We start from the raw sequence: 17,207 nt of genomic DNA, 5'->3' as shown, positions 1-17,207 counted from the left end.
GTTACATTTGTTCGGGACTGTGGACAACGAGGACCGGGCAGTGCGCGTGGGCAACGCAGGCTGAGCTGACGGATCCCAGAAGCAGGCCGCCGAATCCGCCATGGCCGCGCCTGCCCACGACGATCATGTCAGCGTGGCGGCTGGCGTCGATGAGTGCATCCCGGGGGTGTCCGCGGACGACACGAGGGACGACGTTCGGCGGCGTCTCCGCTCCGAAGGCCTTTTCCAGGGCTTCGTTGAGGATCATCTCTACACGCTCCTCGAAGCGGTCTATGCCCATAGCCACGTAGCCGGCGTAGACCTGCGGATCATCCCAGCAAGCCGTGGCCAGCACCTTGGCCCCAACGGGGACGGCCAGCCGCTGGGCCTGCCGGAGCGCTTCCACCGAGGCATCGGATCCGTCCACCCCCACCACGAATCTGGCATCCTGCAGTGTTGACTCCTCCATGACAGTTTCCCTTCGTGATGTCTGCTTGCTGCCTCCAGCCTGCGGTGCCGGACGGTGGACCTCTAGGGCCAAAAGTCACCTAGTCAGTACTACCGTCGCGAATATTTTGTCGTCCTTCGGCGTTTTAACCGCGTTCCTCGCGTGCGGGCGTGTTAATCCTTGGCGGTGGGCGATGATATTTGCGTGGCAGACGTGCAGGAGTGGGCCGATGCGCTGGCGGAGATCGGGGGAACTGATCGGGGCCAGATTCGCCCGTTCGGAGCCGCAGGCGAACGCTGTGGAGTACGTCAAGGGGCTGCTCTCCGGCGAGGAGCGGAAGAATTCCTGGACGCTCTCGGAGCGGGCCGGGCACAGGGTCCCGGACCGGATGCAGCGGCTGCCAAGGACAATGTTTGCGGCCACGATCCAACCCCATGTTGGCCCGAAGATCAAAAGGAGCGGGACGGGGAGGGCGATGAGCCAGCCGGCTACGAGGACCGGGTTTGCGGCCGTAGCGGTCTGAGAGAGGGTGCCGGCGAAGTAGTTGGTGGCGGCCTTGGCCAGGCCGAACGCCAGGATGAAGGTCAGCGCGCTGGTGTAGAGGTCAAGGTAGAAGACCTTCTGGGCGAGCAGCGGCAGTATGGTGCGTTCCTAGCCCAGTGTGCCGCCCACGAGGGCGTTGACAGCGACCAGAAGCATGAACTGGGCCAGGTTCTGCCGCAGGCCCAGCGTGAGCCCGGCGTCAGGGTCGCGCCGCTGCCGCGCGGCTGTGTTTCCGGGCTTCATCACTGCTCTGCCTTTTCATGGGATGGAGTGTAGGCGGCGGCCCGGCCTTTGGGCCACCGCCTAGGATCCTTGTGGTCTCTCTGTTTTCGATGCTGCCGGGACTAGTTGGCGGAAACGGATTCCGGGGTCTGCTGCCGTGCGGCCCAGGCGGCGTAGCTACCGTCGAGTTCGACGACGTCGTAGCCTTCCCGGCGCAGGATGCTGGCCACGACCGAGTTGCGGACACCGCTCTGGCAGTAGCTCACGATGGTCCCGTCAGCGGGCAGCTGGTCCAGGTTCCAGAGCACGCGGCCACCGCTCAGCTGGCTCGATCCGGGGATGTGCCCGGCGGCGTGTTCGGTGCGGTTGCGGACGTCGAGCATCAGCGCCGAGTCGAAGCTTTCCAGATCTTCGGGCTGGATCAGGCGCGGGGTGGCGGCCGGCAAGCCCTCGAAGCCGGTGACATAGCCGCTCACGGCGTCGATGCCGACGCGGACAAGGTGGTCCCACATTTCCTGGGCCTGCTCCTGGCCGGCGGCCAGCAGCACCAGCGGGCGGGAATCACGCTCGGGGTCAACGGCCCAGGCGCCGAAGCTGGCCACGGACTTTCCGGCCGGAATGTTCAGGGCGCCGGCGACCGTGCCCTCGTGCACCTCGGCGTTCGGGCGGGTGTCCACGAAGGTCACCGTGTCCTGGGCGAGGTCGCTGGCGACCGTCGCGGCGTCTAGCTCCGCCAGCGGGGCGCGTCCGCCCATGACGGCCGGGCCCTGCCGGTTCTGGCGCTTCATTCGACCGAAGTAGGCGTGGGCGTCCGGCTGGCCGTCGAGGAGCTCGTCGATGAAGCCCTGCTCGTCGTTCGCGGCGAAGTATGGGCCCCACCAGGCGTAGAGCCGTTCGTAGCCGACGGTGGAGGAGGGGATGGCGCCGAGGGCCTTGCCGCACGCGCTGCCGGCGCCGTGGCCGGGGTGGACCTGGACGTAGTCGGGCAGAGTCAGGAACTTCTCGCGCAGGCTGGCGAACAGCTGCTTCGCGCCGGCGAAGCGGGTGTCGACGCCGCCGGCCGCCTCGTCGAGAAGGTCAGGGCGGCCCAGATCGCCGGAGAAGACGAAGTCGCCGGAGAGCAGGTAGCCGGGCTGGTCGCTGAACGCGCCGTCGGTGATGAGGAAGGACAGGTGCTCGGGGGTATGCCCCGGAGTGTGCACGGCCTTGACGGTGATGTTGCCGAGGGTGATCGTGTCGCCGTCGTACAGGCGCTCGGCGTCGAAGCCGTACTGCCAGTCCGGGCCGCCCTCACCCGAGACGTACATGGCGGCGCCGGTGGCGGCGGCCAGTTCGCGGGTGCCGGAGAGGTAGTCGGCGTGGATGTGGGTCTCGGTGACGGCCACGATCTTCATCCCGTTGGCTGCGGCGAGGGACTGGTAGACCGCGATGTCGCGGCGGGGGTCGACGACGACCGCCTCGTTCTTGCTCTGGCAGCCGATGAGGTAGCTGGCCTGGGCGAGATCTTCGTCGTAGATGCGCTCGATAAGCATGTGGTTCTCCTTGATAAGTGGGTGGGGAAGCTGTCGCCGCGGGTCAGGCCTGCTGTTGTGGGACCTCGGCGCGGAGTGCCGCCATGTCCAGGTTCTTCACGGCGGTGATGACCTCTTCCAGGCCGGTGGCGTTCTGGGCGCCGGGCTGTGAGAAGACGAGGGTCTTGTCGCGGAAGGCCATCAGGGTGGGAATGGAGGTAATGCCGGCCGCGGCCGCCAGAGCCTGTTCGGCTTCGGTGTCGACCTTGGCGAAGACCAGGTCCGGGTGTCTTTCGGAGGCGGCGTCGTAGGTGGGGGCGAACATGCGGCAGGGACCGCACCAGCCTGCCCGGAAATCAACAAAAACGATCTCGTTGCCCTCCAAGGTCTCTGCCAGGGTCCGTTCGGTGATGTCGATCGTTGCCATAAGTGAATTGTATACCCCCCGGGGTATCTTGAAAAGTCGGATGGATGAGGGCCGGCCCCGCAGCCGGGGCGGTGTTTAGGCGGTGGGAAATCCGGCGCGGGTCCAGGCGATCATGCCGCCGGTCATGGTATCGGCGGTGAATCCGGCAGCGTTGAGGGCGTCCGCGACGTGGGCGCTGCGGTTGCCGCTGCGGCAGACGGCGATGACTGGAACGGCCGGGTCCAGTTCGGACAGTCGGGCCCGCAGTTGTCCCATCGGGATGTGGAGGGCGCCGGGGATCATGCCCTCGGCGACTTCGAAGTCTTCCCGGACGTCCAGAATTCGGGCGGTATCGCGGAGCTGGTCGGTTTCGGTAACGGTGATTTCTGACATGGGACTCTCCTTCGATCATTTTGGGTTTTCTGTTGTTCCCGGAGGAACGCTCTAGCGGACGGGTTCGCCGGACCGGCGCCAGGCGATCATTCCGCCGCGGATCGAGTAGGCCTCGTAGCCCTTCCCTGCGAGGGCCCGGGCCGCGGAGGCTGACCGGACGCCGGACTGGCATACGGCGATGACAGGCCGGTCTTTCCGGATGCCGGTGGTGCCGGTCTGCAGCCGGTCAAGCGGGACGTGTCTTGCCTGGGGTGCGCGCCCGGTGCGCCATTCCTGGGCGGAGCGGACGTCAATCAGGGTGGCGCCGGAGGTGAGGAGTTCCCTGGCCTCGGCCACCGAGATGGACTTGCAGGGTCTGCTGAAGGCTTTCTTGAGGGTGCTGATGAAGCCCATGATGAATCTCCTCTGTGTCGGTATCTCAGGCGGTGGGCATCAGGTTTCCGGCGGTGCTGACCGTCACCCAGGCGGCGACGATGAAGATGAGCACGGCGAACGAGATGCGGATGTGACTGTCCTTGAGGCGGCGGGCGAATCGGGCCGCCGCGAGGGAGCCTAAAATGGCGGGAACCGCGAACGCCAGGACGGTGGGCCAGTTGACGGTGAATCCGGCGGCGTGGGCGCTGAACCCCGCGGCGGAATTGACGACAATGATCGCCAGGGATGTTCCCACCGCCTGTTTCATCCGCAGTCCCAGGAAGAGGGTGAGTGCGGGGGTGATCAGGAATCCGCCGCCGACGCCCAGGAGCCCGGTGAGGAACCCCACCAGGAGTCCGACGCCGACGGCTTTGGGGGCGCAGGAGCGGAAGGCGCTGCCGGGTCCGGTACCGCAGGAGCCCTCGGTTTCGGTGGTGCTGTGGAGCATGCGGATGCCGGCGATCACCATGATGGCGGCAAAGGCCAGCATCAGGATGTCCGGGTCCAGCAACCGTCCGACGGCGGTGCCGCCCCAGGCCGCGGGGATGCCCGCCGCGCCGACCAGCAGCAGCACGGGCCAGTTGATGCCTTCGCGGAGCCTGGGGATCAGGGCCGCCAGCGAGGAGACGCCCACCACCAGCAGGGAGGTGGGGATGGCCTCGGCGGTACTCAGGCCCACACCGTAGACCAGGGCGGGGACGGCGACGATGGAACCGCCGCCCCCGACCAGGCCGAGCACGATCCCGACGACGAGTCCCAGGACCAGTGCCGGGATCACGACGCGCGGGCCTGCCCGGCAAGCGTGTTCACCACGGGCAACTGCAGGATGGCAGCTTCCCGGGTGGGTTCCGTGGCCGCCCTGTTCCAGGGCATAGCCGACAGGGCCTGGCCCATGGCACAGGTGTTGGTCGCAGCGGAGAAGGTCAGGCCGGTACCGATGGCCCCGGCGAGCATGCGGATCTTCGGGGAGACGAACCTGCCTCCGGCCAGGCCCAGAACCACCAGGGAACCGGCGGCGAGACGAACCTGGCGCTCCAGGTCCCAGCGCCCCTGGCCCCGGACGACGTCGCCGCCGGCCGCGGCAAATCCGGGGACCCCGCCGGTCAGAACATGGGCGGTCCCGATGCCGGCCCCGCCCAGGCGCTGCCGTGCCTGCTCTGCCCGCGCCCCGGACTGGCACACCAGAACCACTCGGCTGCCCAGCCTCGCCGCAAACTCATCGGTGTGTTCCGAGAGCAGCGGCAAGGGCACGTTGTAGGAGCCGCGGATGTGCATGGACTCGAACTCCGCGGCGGAGCGCACATCAATGACGACGAGGTCCTGATGCTCCTGGAACCAGGACCTCAGTTCCTGCGGGTCAAGGGACGTCATGGCCGGGGCCGAAGTGGAAGGGGAAGTCATGGATGTCCTTTCAAGACACATGCCGGCTACTGCGAATACCCCGTAGAGTATTCCAGATACCCCCAGGGGTAGTCAACACACCCCGGGGGGTATATGCTGAAGGTCAGAAACTTCCTGACTTGGAGACCCTTTATGCAACTCGATCCAACAGAACTGTCCCCCGTCGTTAACCGCCTCAAGCGCGCCCAGGGCCAGCTGGCTGCCGTGACCCGCATGCTGGAGGAGGGCCGTGACTGCAAAGACATCGTCACCCAGCTCGCAGCCGTCTCCAAGGCGCTGGACCGGGCAGGTTTCGCCATCATCGCCAGCGGCCTGGAACAGTGCATCGTCCGCGAAGATACGAGCATGAACAAGAAGGACCTGGAAAAGCTCTTCCTCTCGCTCGCCTGAGCCGCAGACAGCCGGAAAGCCCAATCAAGGAGCGCACCATGACCTACACCCATACCGTCGTTCTCCCCCTTGCCTGGCCCGAGGCCGTGCAGCAGACGCGCGAAGCCCTCGCCGTCCAGGGGTTCGGCATCCTGTCCGAAATCGATGTCCGCGCCACGTTCGAAGCCAAACTCGGATCCGACGCCGCCGACGCGGTGGGTGACTATGTGATCCTGGGCGCCTGCAACCCCGTCCTGGCCAGCCGCGCCCTCGCTTCCGAACCGGACCTCGGCGCGCTGCTGCCCTGCAACGTCGTCGTCCGCCGCGGCAAAGACGCCAGCGGGACAACCGTCCAGGCCATTGACCCGCAGACCATGGTCCGGCTCAGCGACAGCCCTGCCGTGCGGGAGGTCGCCGACGACGCCGACACCCGGCTCCGCGCCGCCCTGGCAGCCCTTGACGGCACCGGGAAGTCGCTCAGCTGATCCCTGCGGCGATGCTGCCGAGGCGCCGTTGAGTGGCGCACTGAACTGCAACGGCGGAATAGCCCCGGAGGACGGCACCGGCAGCCCACGGAGGAAACCGTGACGCTGACGGTGAGAACCAGACCGCTATTGAAGGAGATCCAGACATGATGGGTGGAAACGGCTTCATGTGGGGCCCGATGTGGTTCTTCTGGCTGCTCGTGGTCATGGGTGTCGTCCTGCTCGTGATTCTTGCCGTGCGGGCTTTCTCCGGCGGGATCGGCCGCCGCGGCGGCACCCCGGGGGACGTCCGCGGGGCGGATCATTTGTCGCCCCCCGCGGGCAGGAGCACGGCCAGACGCATCCTGGATGAACGTTATGCCAGCGGCGCGCTGAGTGCCGAGGAATACGCCGAACGGCTGAAAGTCCTGGGCGAGGATCACTGATGCAGCCCCTTAGCCGGCGCAGTGCCTTGGTCCTTGGCGGCCTGGGGTCCGCCGCCACGCTGACCGGGGCGGCAGGTCTGCTCGGGGTGTGGGATTCCAGCTTCAGGCCTGCCGGCGGGCAGGACCTTCTGCAGCCGGCGGCCGTGCACAGCGAGGGCGGCCGGCTGCAGGTGAGAATCTCGGCGGCCCAGGGACCGGTGCGCATTGCCGGCAGGGACGCTACCGCCCTGTCCTATAACGGGTCAGTTCCGGGCCCCGCGCTGTTCCTGAGCCCGGGAGACCTGCTGGAGATTACTCTCGAGAACCGTTTGGCCGTCCCGACCAACCTGCACGTGCACGGCCTGCACGTCTCCCCTCAGGGCAACGGGGACAATGCGCTCCGGTCAGTTGCCCCCGGGGCGTCTTTCGACTACGCCTACCGCCTTCCGGAGAACCATCCGCCGGGGGTGTACTGGTACCACCCCCATCACCACGGCAGCGTGGCGGATCAGATCTTCGGCGGACTCTTCGGCGCCATCATCGTGGAAGACCGACAATCCATCCCCGCGGCCAGGGAACGCATCATGATCGTCTCGGACATGACACTGGACGCAGCGGGACGACCGGAAGAGGTTTCAGTGATGGAGAAGATGATGGGCCGGGAGGGAAACCTGATCCTGGTCAATGGCCAGTCCAACCCGCGACTGTCGGCCAGACCGGCCGAACGCGAGCGGTGGAGAATTATCAACGCCTGCACCGCCAGATACCTCAGATTGCGGATCGACGGCGCGTCCCTGCAGCTGCTGGGCCTGGATTCAGGCCGCTATCAGGAACCCCGGGAGGTCGATGAGGTGGCGCTGGCCCCGGGCAACCGGGCGGATCTACTGGTCACCCCAGGCGCAGGCACCGCCCTCCTGCGCACCCTGCCCGTGAACAGGGGAACCATGGGCACCATGACGGGAGGAAACAACGGCACCCCGGGGCAGCAGCCGGGCCCGGACGGGACCGCCCTGGCCACCCTTGCGGCCACCGGGGACCCGGTGCCCGCTCCTGCACCAGTGCCGGCACAGCCGGCACCCAGAGACTTGCGGACCGCTGCGCTCACCGCCCGCCGGGAACTCACCTTCGCCATGGGCATGAACATGAACAACGGCATGGGCTCCGGGCCGGGGATGATGGCTTTCACCATCAACGGCAAACCATTTGATCCGGCCAGAGTCGACACCACAGTCTCCGCCGGAGGGATCGAGGAATGGACGCTGACGAACACGAGCCCGATGGACCACCCGATCCATCTTCACGTCTGGCCCATGCAAATCATCGAACAGGCAGCCCGCCCGGTGGATGCGGCCGAGTGGCAGGACGTTGTCAACGTCCCGGCCCGCAGCAGCGTCCGAGTCCGGATTCCGTTCGAAGACTTCACCGGCAAATCCGTCTACCACTGCCACATCCTGGACCACGAAGACAGCGGCATGATGGGCATCATAGAGGTCCGCTGATGGTCCGGAGGCGCTGTGCCTCTTGTACTTGGCCCTCACAGCCGGCAGCGACCGGGTGAAACGCCAGGTCATAGGGCTTGGCCTTCTTGGGTACCTGTTCTACTCATATGGCATCTATGTGATCGAGCGCGCCTACAACGGCCTATACCTCGTCTACATGGCAATTTTCACACTGGCTTTCTGGGCTATGGCCCTTGCTGGCGCTTACCTTCGCAGGGACCTGCACACACCGTCCCTCCCGAAAGCGCTTCGACTAGTGTCGGCATCCGGTGCGATGCTTCAGCCCCTCATCTTCTATCCGCTGTGGATCGGGATGCTCTTGCCGCTCATGCGCACCGGCGAGCAGATCGACTCCCTATACTCGATCTTCATCCTGGACCTCTGCTTCGTCATGCCCGCTTTTCTCATCCTGTCCGTCCTCACCTACCGGTCGCACAGGACGGGATTGCTTCTGCTGCCATCCATCTATGTTCTGGGCTTCACCCTCATCCTCTCCCTGGCGGTGGGGGAACTGGTTAAGCCGCTGTTCGGGGCGGCCTTGAACCCGGCGGCCTTGTGGCCAGCACTGGCGCTGTCCATTCTGTTCTTTGTGCTTGGCGCACTTCATTTGTACAAGCTGCGCCTTGGCAGGAGGCAGGATTATGCCCGGGGTGATTAGAGTCCGCGCTTCCTTGAACCGTGCCCGACCCAGGCGCTATAAGCCGCGGATCTTTCGATCCGGCGGTTGGCCGTCATCACCACGAGTCCCTCGCGGCGGCAGAGCCAGCTAAGGGGCCCTTCGGCGCCCGCTTCGACCCTACGGCTTCTGGCCCTCGCGCACCTGCGCCGGGTCCAACCGCTCCGAGCGACCCTGCTACCTAGCCTAGGCGTTCGCTCCGATGGGGTGCCGAGGTAGGCGATGGCCCCCCTCTGGTGCCCCTGCTGAGCCGGCGACTCTTTGGAGCGCAGACTTCCCAGAAGGTCGATACTTGGAGCGCTGGGCGGTCTCGACCTCCCTAAGGCCGTCGCACAGTGGCCACTAGTCCCCAGTTCGTGATTTCTAGAGTCAGGGCGGCCATAAGGTCCGTCCTTCCAGCACAAGCCTAGTTGCTGCCAGCCTGACGTCTGCCTGAACCCATAGATACCCATGGCTCTAGTGTCGCGGGTGGTCGAGTCCTGCGGCCGGACGCACCGGACTTCGTTGAGTGGCAGGCAGCCTCCACCAGCTCGGGGACGAATTCTGAAGTCATGCGGTTCGCGCCGCTCAAGACATGAAAGGGTATCCGCAGGGTAGTCCCGGCGGGGATCCCAGGAAGCATGGAGGGCGGCTGTCGTGGCCCCTGAACCTGAAGACCTGTCCAGCGATTTGGTGGCGGAGACGGCACCTGATCGGGGCGAATCTGGCAAGGCGCGCATGACACCGGACGAGCGCACCTCTGCCTTGAGGGAGGGTCCGATGCAGCGTGGAGCGCGCTGGCTCCGGGCAAGTGGGCCGCTGTGGTGGACAGGGCTGCTTCCAGCACATTCGTCGCAGTGACTGATAGTCAAATCATCACAGCTGCTCCCCGAGCGCTACTCCACCGAGGGGAACTTGGCGAAAGCTTCCTGCTCAGAGACGTGCAATTCGTTCGGCCTCCTCAGAAGCAGAGTGAGAGCGTACGTCCAACGATAGATGTCATCACGGAGCACCAAGACCTGCGTTGGATTTTCCCGTCAGCCGCCGACGACGGATCGATCGACAAACTCGCTGTCATGCTCAAGGAGGGCGCGAAAAGTACGCGAGGGGATCGAATGGCGATCGAGGATCTCCCTGTGCCAGAGCCGGAGCCCGGCGCAGACTAATCGGACGCCGACATACAGTGAAAACCGAGAACTGTCGATCGGCATCATGTCCGCCACACGTTTACCCCACGGAAATGATGAAAAACGTCGACATGTCACGGGTTGTCCGTCGGACCAGAAACGTCTAGATCCCGCCGATTTGCAACACAACACAAGCCCTTGGCAACCAATGAAATACACTGTCCTCTGAGAAGAGGTCAGGAGTTCGAATCTCCTTAGCTCCACAAGTAAAGCCCTTTGACCTGCGGAAACGTTGGGTTGGAGGGCTTTTCTCTTGGCCAGTTCTGAACCCACCCCACGTTTTGGGACGAAAACCTACACCACCTCCTGCAGACGGTCCGTTCGGATCAATGGGGCAACGGTCGCCGGTAGCCGTAGGTCGTTGCTAGACGATATGACGTGAGGGGTGCAGGTTCTGGCCTGTCTGGGACCGGCCATTATCGCCGGGGCGGTCCCGCAGCGCCAGCTTGGATGTAATCCGTGCCGTCTGTGTGGTGGGCGGCGCTGCGGGCCCTGATCCCGGGCGGTGATGTCCTTTATCCCGGACGGGTGGGTATGGGATTCATTAATTGATGATCGGCGTGGGGCGTTGGTGTGAAATTTTTTCGGACGGCTGCAACACACTTAGGTACGTGGCGGACAAGTACAGGGTATGAGCTACCTATCGAGAGCCCCTGATCGGGCAGAGGACTTTCGGGCACTATACGAATCGGCGTACGGTGACCTACTGAAGTTCGTTCAGCGTCGCAACGACTCGGCAGATGCTGAGGACGTGGTGGCTGAGGCGTTCGTTATTGTTTGGCGACGATTTTCGGAAGCGCCAACGCACGAAGGTGATGCACGCGCTTGGGTTTTTGGCATCACGCGAAATCTCATGCTGAATGCTCGACGTGGAGAACAGCGACGCCAGGCCCTCGGTGTTCGGCTTGCCGAGACGACGCCGATCTCTCACGGCGATTCTCACGCTGACTTGGTCAGCAGCCGCGTTGACCTGAGTAGGGCCTGGGCGCTTCTCTCCGAAGTCCACCAAGAAACCTTGGGACTCGCGATCTTCGATAACCTCGCCGCACCACAAGCAGCACACGTCGTGGGTATTTCACCCGTGGCTTTTCGGCTCCGCCTGACCCGAGCACGACGAGCCCTGCGACTGCTGCTTGAGCACTTACCCCGCAATGCCTCTGCCGTGCCGGCAAAATTTTCCGAAAAGGCGTCAACACCATGAAAAGCAACCAGAACATTGACACCCTCCTACGGTCCATGGACGCAGCTGAGCAGAGTCCAGCCCCCGACTCGGACCGTTCACAGAAAGACCTGCACCGCATTCTCGGGTCCCACCCAACTGCTGCGGGAAACAGAAAAGCAACCACAGAACACAAACCGGCCGCGCCACAACCCAACCGCCGCCGGCGCTCCTTCGTCGTGGGTGGATTTGCCGCGGCAGCCACGGCCGTATTGCTCATCATTCCCGCTCTTTCCGGAGGAGACGCGGCGTTTGCGACGTGGACGGCGGCTCCTGGAGAGCTGAGCGGTACCGAACGTGACGGAGCGGTCTCCGACTGCCTCCGCTCGAGTCACGGGGTTGGCAGTGGCATGTACTCAAGCGACCTGGCGGTAGCAGAAGTCGCCATCGCTGAAAAACGTGGCGCCTGGACAACTGTTGTCCTCACCGGACGGGACGGCTTTGAAGCAACGTGCACCACGGATACCACAGCCTCATGGTTCAACAAGGGATCCTTCGGTTCAGTTGGAAAGCCCGGAAACGATCAGACTCTCACCGCGCGAGCGGTCATGGCTACCCAGCTCGGAACAGGGGTAATCTCCAATAACCCGCTCTCAATGGCATCAGGTCGAATTGGCACAGACGTTATCGCCATTACTTACATGAGCGCGGCCGGCGAAAAGATCAAGGCGACCGTCTCCAAAGGTCAGTTCGCCTTCTGGCTCCCCGGCGATGAAATAACAAACTCCTCCGACCAAAACGTGCCCATCGAAGTGACCTACAGCGACAACTCGACCGAAACCCAATACCTCAGTCTCTAGCGGGCCGCCCTGAATCATGCCTCGCATGGCTGCAATGTGGGTACGCAGCGTCATACGCATCGTGTCGGATAGTCCAAGACGTGGCGAATCGGCCCCAAGCGTCTTCGAGTTCACGCTGGCTACGTCAGCGAGCAAGATATCAAAGCTGGCCGATCGGTTCCGGGATCTGCGATCTGCGAGTATCTTCCTCGACTGCCAGTTCGTACCAGGTCTCCGCTCCCCAGCGCCGGGCTGGGTGTATCCAAGTTCTGATACAGGGCATCGATGAGATTACTGAGCTCCCCTGCGGTCAGGGTGGGGGAGGACCTTTTCAGGGCCGCGGGGATCGTTGATGAGGACGAGCGGTGCCTTCGAAGTTCTCATCGCCCGGACTCCCGGCTGTCGGGTCGACGCTGCATGCTGTTCACGGGGCTCCATCCGGACACTAAGAAGACGGCATAGTTCCTGAGTCTATGCGGGGGCCGGAACCGCCACAAACGGGCCGGGTAGTTTCGGCCAGGACGGTTTCAGCAGCAGTGTGGAGCTGGCGACGGCTGGGGGTGACGTTCGCTATCTCAGACGGACGCCTTCGTCGCCAGCTCCGGTCACGAGCCTACGGACTCTGCCTGCAATACGCGCGAGTAATCGGTACGCGTTTTTTAAAGCCGACGTACCCTCCCCTAACTTGTGGCCCGTGGCTGGCCGCCTAGTGTAGCGTGCCGTTGATCCCTTTGGTTCTGGTTTTTGTCAGACTTGATCCATGGTTTATCTGGCAAGGGCTTTGGAATTGCGTGACGGTGACCGGGGGGCTTTGGAGGCGCTGACCCGCGGGAAGGCATCCTTCGCGACGTTGGCGTTGCGGGCGCGCACGGTTTTGTTGGCTGCCGACGGGATGCCGAATATCCGGATCGAGAAAATCACCGGGTTTTCGGCACCCACGGTCTTGAAGGGGCGCAACCGCTATGCCGAGGGCGGGATCGAGGCCCTGTCCGATGTCCAGCGCCCGGGCAGGGAGCGGGAGATCGACGAACTGGCCCTCATCGCGGACACCCTGACCAACGACGGGAAGCCTCGGGCAGAGTTGGGGATCTCGCACTGGTCCGCCCCGGATCATGGCCGAACGCCACGGAATCTCCTTTTCCTCGGTGGTGAACAACTAAATTGAGCCCGAAACACGAGTCGGCGATACTCGTTCCTCATGGAAGCGATACTTGCTTGTGCCCAGCACGTATTGCCCGGGCGTCAGTGGCCCTTATGGGCGTTATTCGAACCAAATACCGGCCACCGGCGAGCATCGCCGAGGGATTGCAACAATCCTTGTGCTGCCTATTCCAAGCCCACTTCGCCGGTTCATTGAAGGACAGAAAGCATCGGGGAAAGCCGCTCTCTGACTTCCTGACTCTCACACAGCGCTGCCACTGCATGGGTATTGCGTCGCATCAAAGTCAGGCGGCTTCGAGTGAGATCGATGTCAGAGAGACTTGGGAGGTCATGCCAATGGTGAAAGATAGGTAGGCGGAGTCCAGATGGCTGGGTGGCTTGCCCTGCGGACGGACGCAGTGACTACGACTGCGAGCCCGCCTCTAGGTCCAGGTATTCCGCCGGTGCCCGAATACCTTGACTTGGACAGGCAGGGACCCTCATTCTGGGTACCTGATTGCTAAGAGCCGAAACGGGGCCGACCATGAACATCACCCGCCCAACGTCCATGCTGAGCCGGTTTCGCTATCTGCTGGCCGCCATTGCAGCAATGCTGTTGACGCTACAGGCCCTCCCGGCGGAAGCCACAACAGCCGCCGGCCCGGGCAATGACGTCTCATGGCCGCAGTGCGGCAAGGCGCTGCCCAAGGGCCAGACCTTTGGAATTGTTGGCGTCAACAACGGCCTCGCAAATACCACTAATCCCTGCCTCGCTACCCAGCTGTCCTGGGCCGGATCGTCAACCGGCGCTACTGGACAGCCCAAGGTCGCGCTCTACGTGAACACCGCCAATCCGGGGTCAGCTGGCTCATGGTGGCCTACAAGCAATACCTATGGCGGAACTACTGTGGCCAACCCCTACGGCCAGTGCACGAGCGGATCCTTTGGAGCGGCCTGCTCATACATGTACGGGTACGCCAAGGCATATGACGATGCAAACATTCGAGGCGTGAGCAATCCCGCCTCATACACATGGTGGCTCGACGTCGAAACCGGCAACAGCTGGTCCGCCGACAAGGCTTCCAACCGCGCGGATCTTGAAGGCATGATTGCCTACTTCGCGAGCATCGGTGCATCGAGCGGAATCTACTCGACGAGTAGCCAGTGGTCGCAAATAGCCGGCACCGCTCCAACGTCGAGCCCGCTCTACACCTCCAGAAGTTGGCTCGCCGGGGCAAGTTCGCTGGCGTCGGCGAAGCGCATGCGTGGCGCTGCGCCGCTGACCGGAGGAGGCAAAGTCACGCTCACGCAGTATGTCTCAGGTGGCTTCGACTACGACTACTCCTGCGTCTGAGCTCCGGAAACCACTCAGGGCACTTTTCCGTCCGGTAGCGGCACATGTGGAGTCCTGAACCCCTCTGGGCGGGCATCCGAGTGACTGGCCGTGTTTGAAGGACGGATCCGGAGAGAGTGCTGCTCCAAGGGGGCTTGTTTTTCCGTCCCCGCGGGAGTGGACTGATTCCATGGCTTGTGCTGCGGCCAGTAGTCAGCGCCCTGGCGGAGCCTGGTCCACCTATAGAGAATCGCGGATGGAGATCGCCATGAGTACAGCGACGCTCGATAAGAAGGCAGTGAAGCGCGCCACTTTCCACGTGCAGCCCTGCGACGGGACGGATGGCAACAAGTGGGACCTGCATAAGTTCAGGACCAGCAAGCACCAGTATTTCCGCACTCAGAAGGAAGCCTTGGCCGCTGCGCACCTGGCCGTCGGCTCGCAGCCGGCGCACGTGGTGATGCACGCACGGGACGGGCACGCCTACCGGGAATTCGACCTGAACTGAATCAAAAAGGAAGTGGGCGACGGCGGGATTGTCCGCCGTCGTTATCCTCGGTGCTGCCTTTACTCGGCTCTAACTGCTTCCCGGACGCTGAGGGAGCCCAGTCCAATCCGGATGACGAAGATCAGGGCGATCATCCCGTAGGTGGCGAAGTTCTGCGTGGCAACCAACTGCGCCCCGTACGTGGAACCGGCGGCGAGCCGGGCCGAGCCGAAGCCAAAGTCGGTCAGGCAGGCGTTCAGCATGTTGGCGTTATGGCCCGGGGAGGGGGCGGTCGGCCCGGTTCGGACGGTACACCTCCAGCACCGGCAGCCTTTCGCCGCGTCGGGTCCTGGCGAGTAGTCGTTGAACCTGTTCCTTCGATGCCCCCCGCGGTGACCGTACCGTGGCTGGCAATGAAATCCCACGATCTCTGCGGTATCCGGACCTCACCGCAAGGAATTCCCGGTCCGCGAGGGGTTTGCCACATCCGGTGATGACGGCCACGTGGTGCGGGCCTGCGATTCTCGTAACTATGTGTCGAAACCTCACGGTTGAATCGGCGGTACTAGCTAACCCCTATTTACGAGACGCCGTGGAGCGGTCGTGACCAAGCTGATCGGATACGCGAGGGTACCGACCCGAACTCTTGCGCTGGTACGATCGGCGTCAGCGTCCGCCGGTCAAGTCCAAATGCGTGGTGTATTGCGGTTGCCGCGTGATCCTTGGTTTGTTTAGGCGCTGAGCGCCAGTTCTGTGGTTGTCGTTGCCTCCTTGGTTGTCGGGGTGCCGACGGTTTGGGCCTGTTGGATGAGCCCCAGGCCGAGGTAGCGGCGGGCTTCGATCCAGTCATCGTGTTGCTCGGCCAGAACGGCGCCGACGGGGCGGATCAACGAGTTCCGGTCGGGGAAGATCCCGACCACGTCGGTGCGGCGGCGGATCTCCCGGTTCAGGCGTTCCTGCGGGTTGTTGGACCATCGTTGTGGCCTTGATTGTCAGCTTCAGCCTGGTTGATGCTCGGCGGACTTCCACCTCCTTTATGAGGGATTTTGGAAGCCAGTGGCCGGCTGCCGTTTATCGTCCGGCACCGGCCGGGTGCTGTTCGCGTTCTTCGCCGCGATGGCAGAAGCCGAACGCGAGAATATCCGCGAAACCACCCTCGAAGGCCTAAACACGGCCGCCCGCAAGGGAAACCACGGCGGCCGCCCGCCAGTCATCACCGACGACATGCTGCACCCCGTGATGCGCCGCCGCGCCAACGGCGAGTCCGTCGAGGACATCCGCCCCGACCTGATCATCCCCACGGGCAAACGCAAAGGCCGCAACCCCAGCCCGGCTAGCATCTACCGGGCCCTCATCGAGTACGAAAACGTCAGGCCTACCCCGAAGCCGTTGACCAAGCCCACGCCGACTTTGCCACGCTCCAGCAGGGCACCTGACGCGACGGAACGGTCGGGTTTCCCTGGCCAGCCATATCCGCATGATTTTTAGCGAGTACTACGGCGACCCCACCTCAGTAGGAACCACGGACCGGGGCGCAGCCCCGCCGCCGGCTACAGCCGGCGTTGGCGGAACATCGGGAATAACTCCCGCACCCGCGCCACCGTCTGTGGGGAGATGTCCACCGCTGCGACGCCGACACCGAGCCCGAGATCGGCTTCGGTGACCCCCATCGGATCGACCAGAATGCTGCGCCCTACCGAGACCGGCGGCGCCTGGCACACCCCGGCTACGTAGAGGCTGTTCTCGATGGCGCGCGCTGTATTCAGCGCCAGCCACTGCTCGGTTTTATGGGTGCCCGGCACCCAGGATGAGCAGACGAGCAGGACCTGGGCGCCGGCGTCGGCCAGTTCCCTGGCCAGCTCCGGGAAGCGAAGGTCATAGCAGGTCATCAGGCCAAAGCGCGTTCCCCCGTGCTCGAAAACCACCGGATCAGTGGACGGGCCCGGCTTGATGAACATCGACTCCCCGAAGCCCTGCGCATCGAAGAGGTGGATCTTCCGGTAGCAGGCCAGCCGGCTTCCGTCCGGCCCGAACGCCACCACGGTGTTGTACGCCTTGCCCGGCTCCTCCGAGCGTTCCACCACGCCCGCCACCAGCGCGATGCGGTGGCGGCGGGCAGTGCCGGCCAGTTCCTGGCAGATGGGACCGTCCAGCGGCTCAGCCATCACGGGGAACGTAGCGTCCACCTTCTTCTTCTCGTACGTGGCATATTCCGGGAATGCAACCAGCTCGGCGCCCTCGCGCACGGCCTCGGCGGCGAACCGGTCGATCACTGCGAGATTGGCCAGGATATCGGTGCCCGACTCCAGCTGCCCGAGCGCTATCCTCACGGT

At 64.0% G+C, this 17,207-nt stretch carries 21 protein-coding genes and 2 pseudogenes; 11 read left to right on the top strand and 12 right to left on the bottom strand.

Annotated elements, in window-relative coordinates; genetic code table 11:
- Nucleotide 1 precedes the first annotated feature (1 nt).
- From ABIB45_RS08235 to ABIB45_RS08195, 9 genes and pseudogenes are all read right to left on the bottom strand, one after another.
- Entirely contained in the window at nt 2-448 is a 447-nt protein-coding gene (locus tag ABIB45_RS08235) for a universal stress protein (RefSeq protein WP_354155561.1), read from the bottom strand.
- A 75-nt stretch (nt 449-523) separates the two neighbouring features.
- On the bottom strand, nt 524-850 hold the full coding sequence (locus tag ABIB45_RS22560) for a hypothetical protein (protein WP_502914525.1): 327 nt from the start codon (nt 848-850) through the stop codon (nt 524-526).
- Nucleotides 827-1,213, bottom strand: a pseudogene (locus ABIB45_RS08225) (MFS transporter); the annotation flags it as partial. The pseudogene ABIB45_RS08225 and the gene ABIB45_RS22560, both read right to left, overlap by 24 nt.
- Before the next feature lie 101 nt (nt 1,214-1,314).
- On the bottom strand, nt 1,315-2,724 hold the full coding sequence (locus ABIB45_RS08220) for an MBL fold metallo-hydrolase (protein WP_354183283.1): 1,410 nt from the start codon (nt 2,722-2,724) through the stop codon (nt 1,315-1,317).
- Between the two features lie 43 nt (nt 2,725-2,767).
- A complete protein-coding gene (locus tag ABIB45_RS08215) occupies nt 2,768-3,130 on the bottom strand; it encodes a thioredoxin family protein (protein WP_354155559.1) in 363 nt (120 codons plus the stop codon).
- A gap of 75 nt (nt 3,131-3,205) precedes the next feature.
- Nucleotides 3,206-3,502, bottom strand: coding sequence for a rhodanese-like domain-containing protein (locus tag ABIB45_RS08210; RefSeq protein WP_354215411.1), 297 nt, complete (start codon nt 3,500-3,502; stop codon nt 3,206-3,208).
- A gap of 51 nt (nt 3,503-3,553) precedes the next feature.
- Nucleotides 3,554-3,895 (bottom strand): rhodanese-like domain-containing protein, encoded by a 342-nt coding sequence (locus tag ABIB45_RS08205; RefSeq protein ID WP_354155557.1) that lies wholly within the window; start codon nt 3,893-3,895, stop codon nt 3,554-3,556.
- A gap of 25 nt (nt 3,896-3,920) precedes the next feature.
- Nucleotides 3,921-4,694 carry a sulfite exporter TauE/SafE family protein gene (locus ABIB45_RS08200; protein WP_354183281.1) on the bottom strand — a complete coding sequence of 258 codons (774 nt, stop codon included), beginning with the start codon at nt 4,692-4,694 and terminating at the stop codon, nt 3,921-3,923.
- Nucleotides 4,691-5,317, bottom strand: coding sequence for a rhodanese-like domain-containing protein (locus ABIB45_RS08195; protein WP_354155556.1), 627 nt, complete (start codon nt 5,315-5,317; stop codon nt 4,691-4,693). The genes ABIB45_RS08200 and ABIB45_RS08195 overlap by 4 nt, the downstream gene beginning before the upstream one ends.
- Nucleotides 5,318-5,449: 132 nt before the next feature.
- Here ABIB45_RS08195 and ABIB45_RS08190 point away from each other — a divergent pair, with 132 nt between their 5' ends.
- From ABIB45_RS08190 to ABIB45_RS08145, 10 genes are all read left to right on the top strand, one after another.
- A complete protein-coding gene (locus tag ABIB45_RS08190) occupies nt 5,450-5,707 on the top strand; it encodes a metal-sensitive transcriptional regulator (RefSeq protein ID WP_354155555.1) in 258 nt (85 codons plus the stop codon).
- A 38-nt stretch (nt 5,708-5,745) separates the two neighbouring features.
- A complete protein-coding gene (locus tag ABIB45_RS08185) occupies nt 5,746-6,171 on the top strand; it encodes a DUF302 domain-containing protein (protein ID WP_354155554.1) in 426 nt (141 codons plus the stop codon).
- Nucleotides 6,172-6,317: 146 nt separating this feature from the next.
- Nucleotides 6,318-6,596 (top strand): SHOCT domain-containing protein, encoded by a 279-nt coding sequence (locus ABIB45_RS08180; protein ID WP_354155553.1) that lies wholly within the window; start codon nt 6,318-6,320, stop codon nt 6,594-6,596.
- The gene (locus ABIB45_RS08175; protein ID WP_354155552.1) at nt 6,596-8,074 is read left to right on the top strand and encodes a multicopper oxidase family protein; all 1,479 of its coding nucleotides are present in this window, start codon (nt 6,596-6,598) and stop codon (nt 8,072-8,074) included. The genes ABIB45_RS08180 and ABIB45_RS08175 overlap by 1 nt, the downstream gene beginning before the upstream one ends.
- Before the next feature lie 28 nt (nt 8,075-8,102).
- The gene (locus tag ABIB45_RS08170; protein ID WP_354215410.1) at nt 8,103-8,732 is read left to right on the top strand and encodes a hypothetical protein; all 630 of its coding nucleotides are present in this window, start codon (nt 8,103-8,105) and stop codon (nt 8,730-8,732) included.
- A gap of 1,815 nt (nt 8,733-10,547) precedes the next feature.
- Nucleotides 10,548-11,117, top strand: a complete 570-nt coding sequence (locus ABIB45_RS08165) for an RNA polymerase sigma factor (protein WP_354215409.1) — start codon at nt 10,548-10,550, stop codon at nt 11,115-11,117.
- A gap of 35 nt (nt 11,118-11,152) precedes the next feature.
- A complete protein-coding gene (locus tag ABIB45_RS08160; RefSeq protein WP_354215408.1) occupies nt 11,153-11,935 on the top strand; it encodes a hypothetical protein in 783 nt (260 codons plus the stop codon).
- A 739-nt stretch (nt 11,936-12,674) separates the two neighbouring features.
- The gene (locus tag ABIB45_RS08155; protein WP_354215407.1) at nt 12,675-13,079 is read left to right on the top strand and encodes a helix-turn-helix domain-containing protein; all 405 of its coding nucleotides are present in this window, start codon (nt 12,675-12,677) and stop codon (nt 13,077-13,079) included.
- A gap of 519 nt (nt 13,080-13,598) precedes the next feature.
- Nucleotides 13,599-14,408 (top strand): glycoside hydrolase family 25 domain-containing protein, encoded by an 810-nt coding sequence (locus tag ABIB45_RS08150; protein ID WP_354215406.1) that lies wholly within the window; start codon nt 13,599-13,601, stop codon nt 14,406-14,408.
- A 247-nt stretch (nt 14,409-14,655) separates the two neighbouring features.
- Nucleotides 14,656-14,895 (top strand): DUF2188 domain-containing protein, encoded by a 240-nt coding sequence (locus tag ABIB45_RS08145; RefSeq protein ID WP_354215405.1) that lies wholly within the window; start codon nt 14,656-14,658, stop codon nt 14,893-14,895.
- 59 nt (nt 14,896-14,954) lie between these two features.
- Here the strand turns inward: ABIB45_RS08145 and ABIB45_RS08140 are convergent, their stop codons facing one another.
- The gene (locus ABIB45_RS08140; protein ID WP_354215404.1) at nt 14,955-15,137 is read right to left on the bottom strand and encodes a hypothetical protein; all 183 of its coding nucleotides are present in this window, start codon (nt 15,135-15,137) and stop codon (nt 14,955-14,957) included.
- 468 nt (nt 15,138-15,605) lie between these two features.
- Nucleotides 15,606-15,854 (bottom strand): annotated as a pseudogene (locus ABIB45_RS08135) (transposase); the annotation flags it as partial.
- Between the two features lie 76 nt (nt 15,855-15,930).
- Between ABIB45_RS08135 and ABIB45_RS08130 the strand changes: the two are divergent.
- Entirely contained in the window at nt 15,931-16,362 is a 432-nt protein-coding gene (locus ABIB45_RS08130; RefSeq protein ID WP_354215403.1) for a recombinase family protein, read from the top strand.
- 62 nt (nt 16,363-16,424) lie between these two features.
- Here ABIB45_RS08130 and ABIB45_RS08125 read toward each other — a convergent pair whose 3' ends face one another.
- Nucleotides 16,425-17,204 carry a carbon-nitrogen hydrolase family protein gene (locus tag ABIB45_RS08125; protein ID WP_354215402.1) on the bottom strand — a complete coding sequence of 260 codons (780 nt, stop codon included), beginning with the start codon at nt 17,202-17,204 and terminating at the stop codon, nt 16,425-16,427.
- Nucleotides 17,205-17,207: the final 3 nt, after the last annotated feature.

This window comes from Arthrobacter sp. UYCo732, assembly GCF_040547265.1.
Lineage (GTDB): Bacteria > Actinomycetota > Actinomycetes > Actinomycetales > Micrococcaceae > Arthrobacter.
This window is presented reverse-complemented; position numbering and strand designations above follow the sequence as displayed.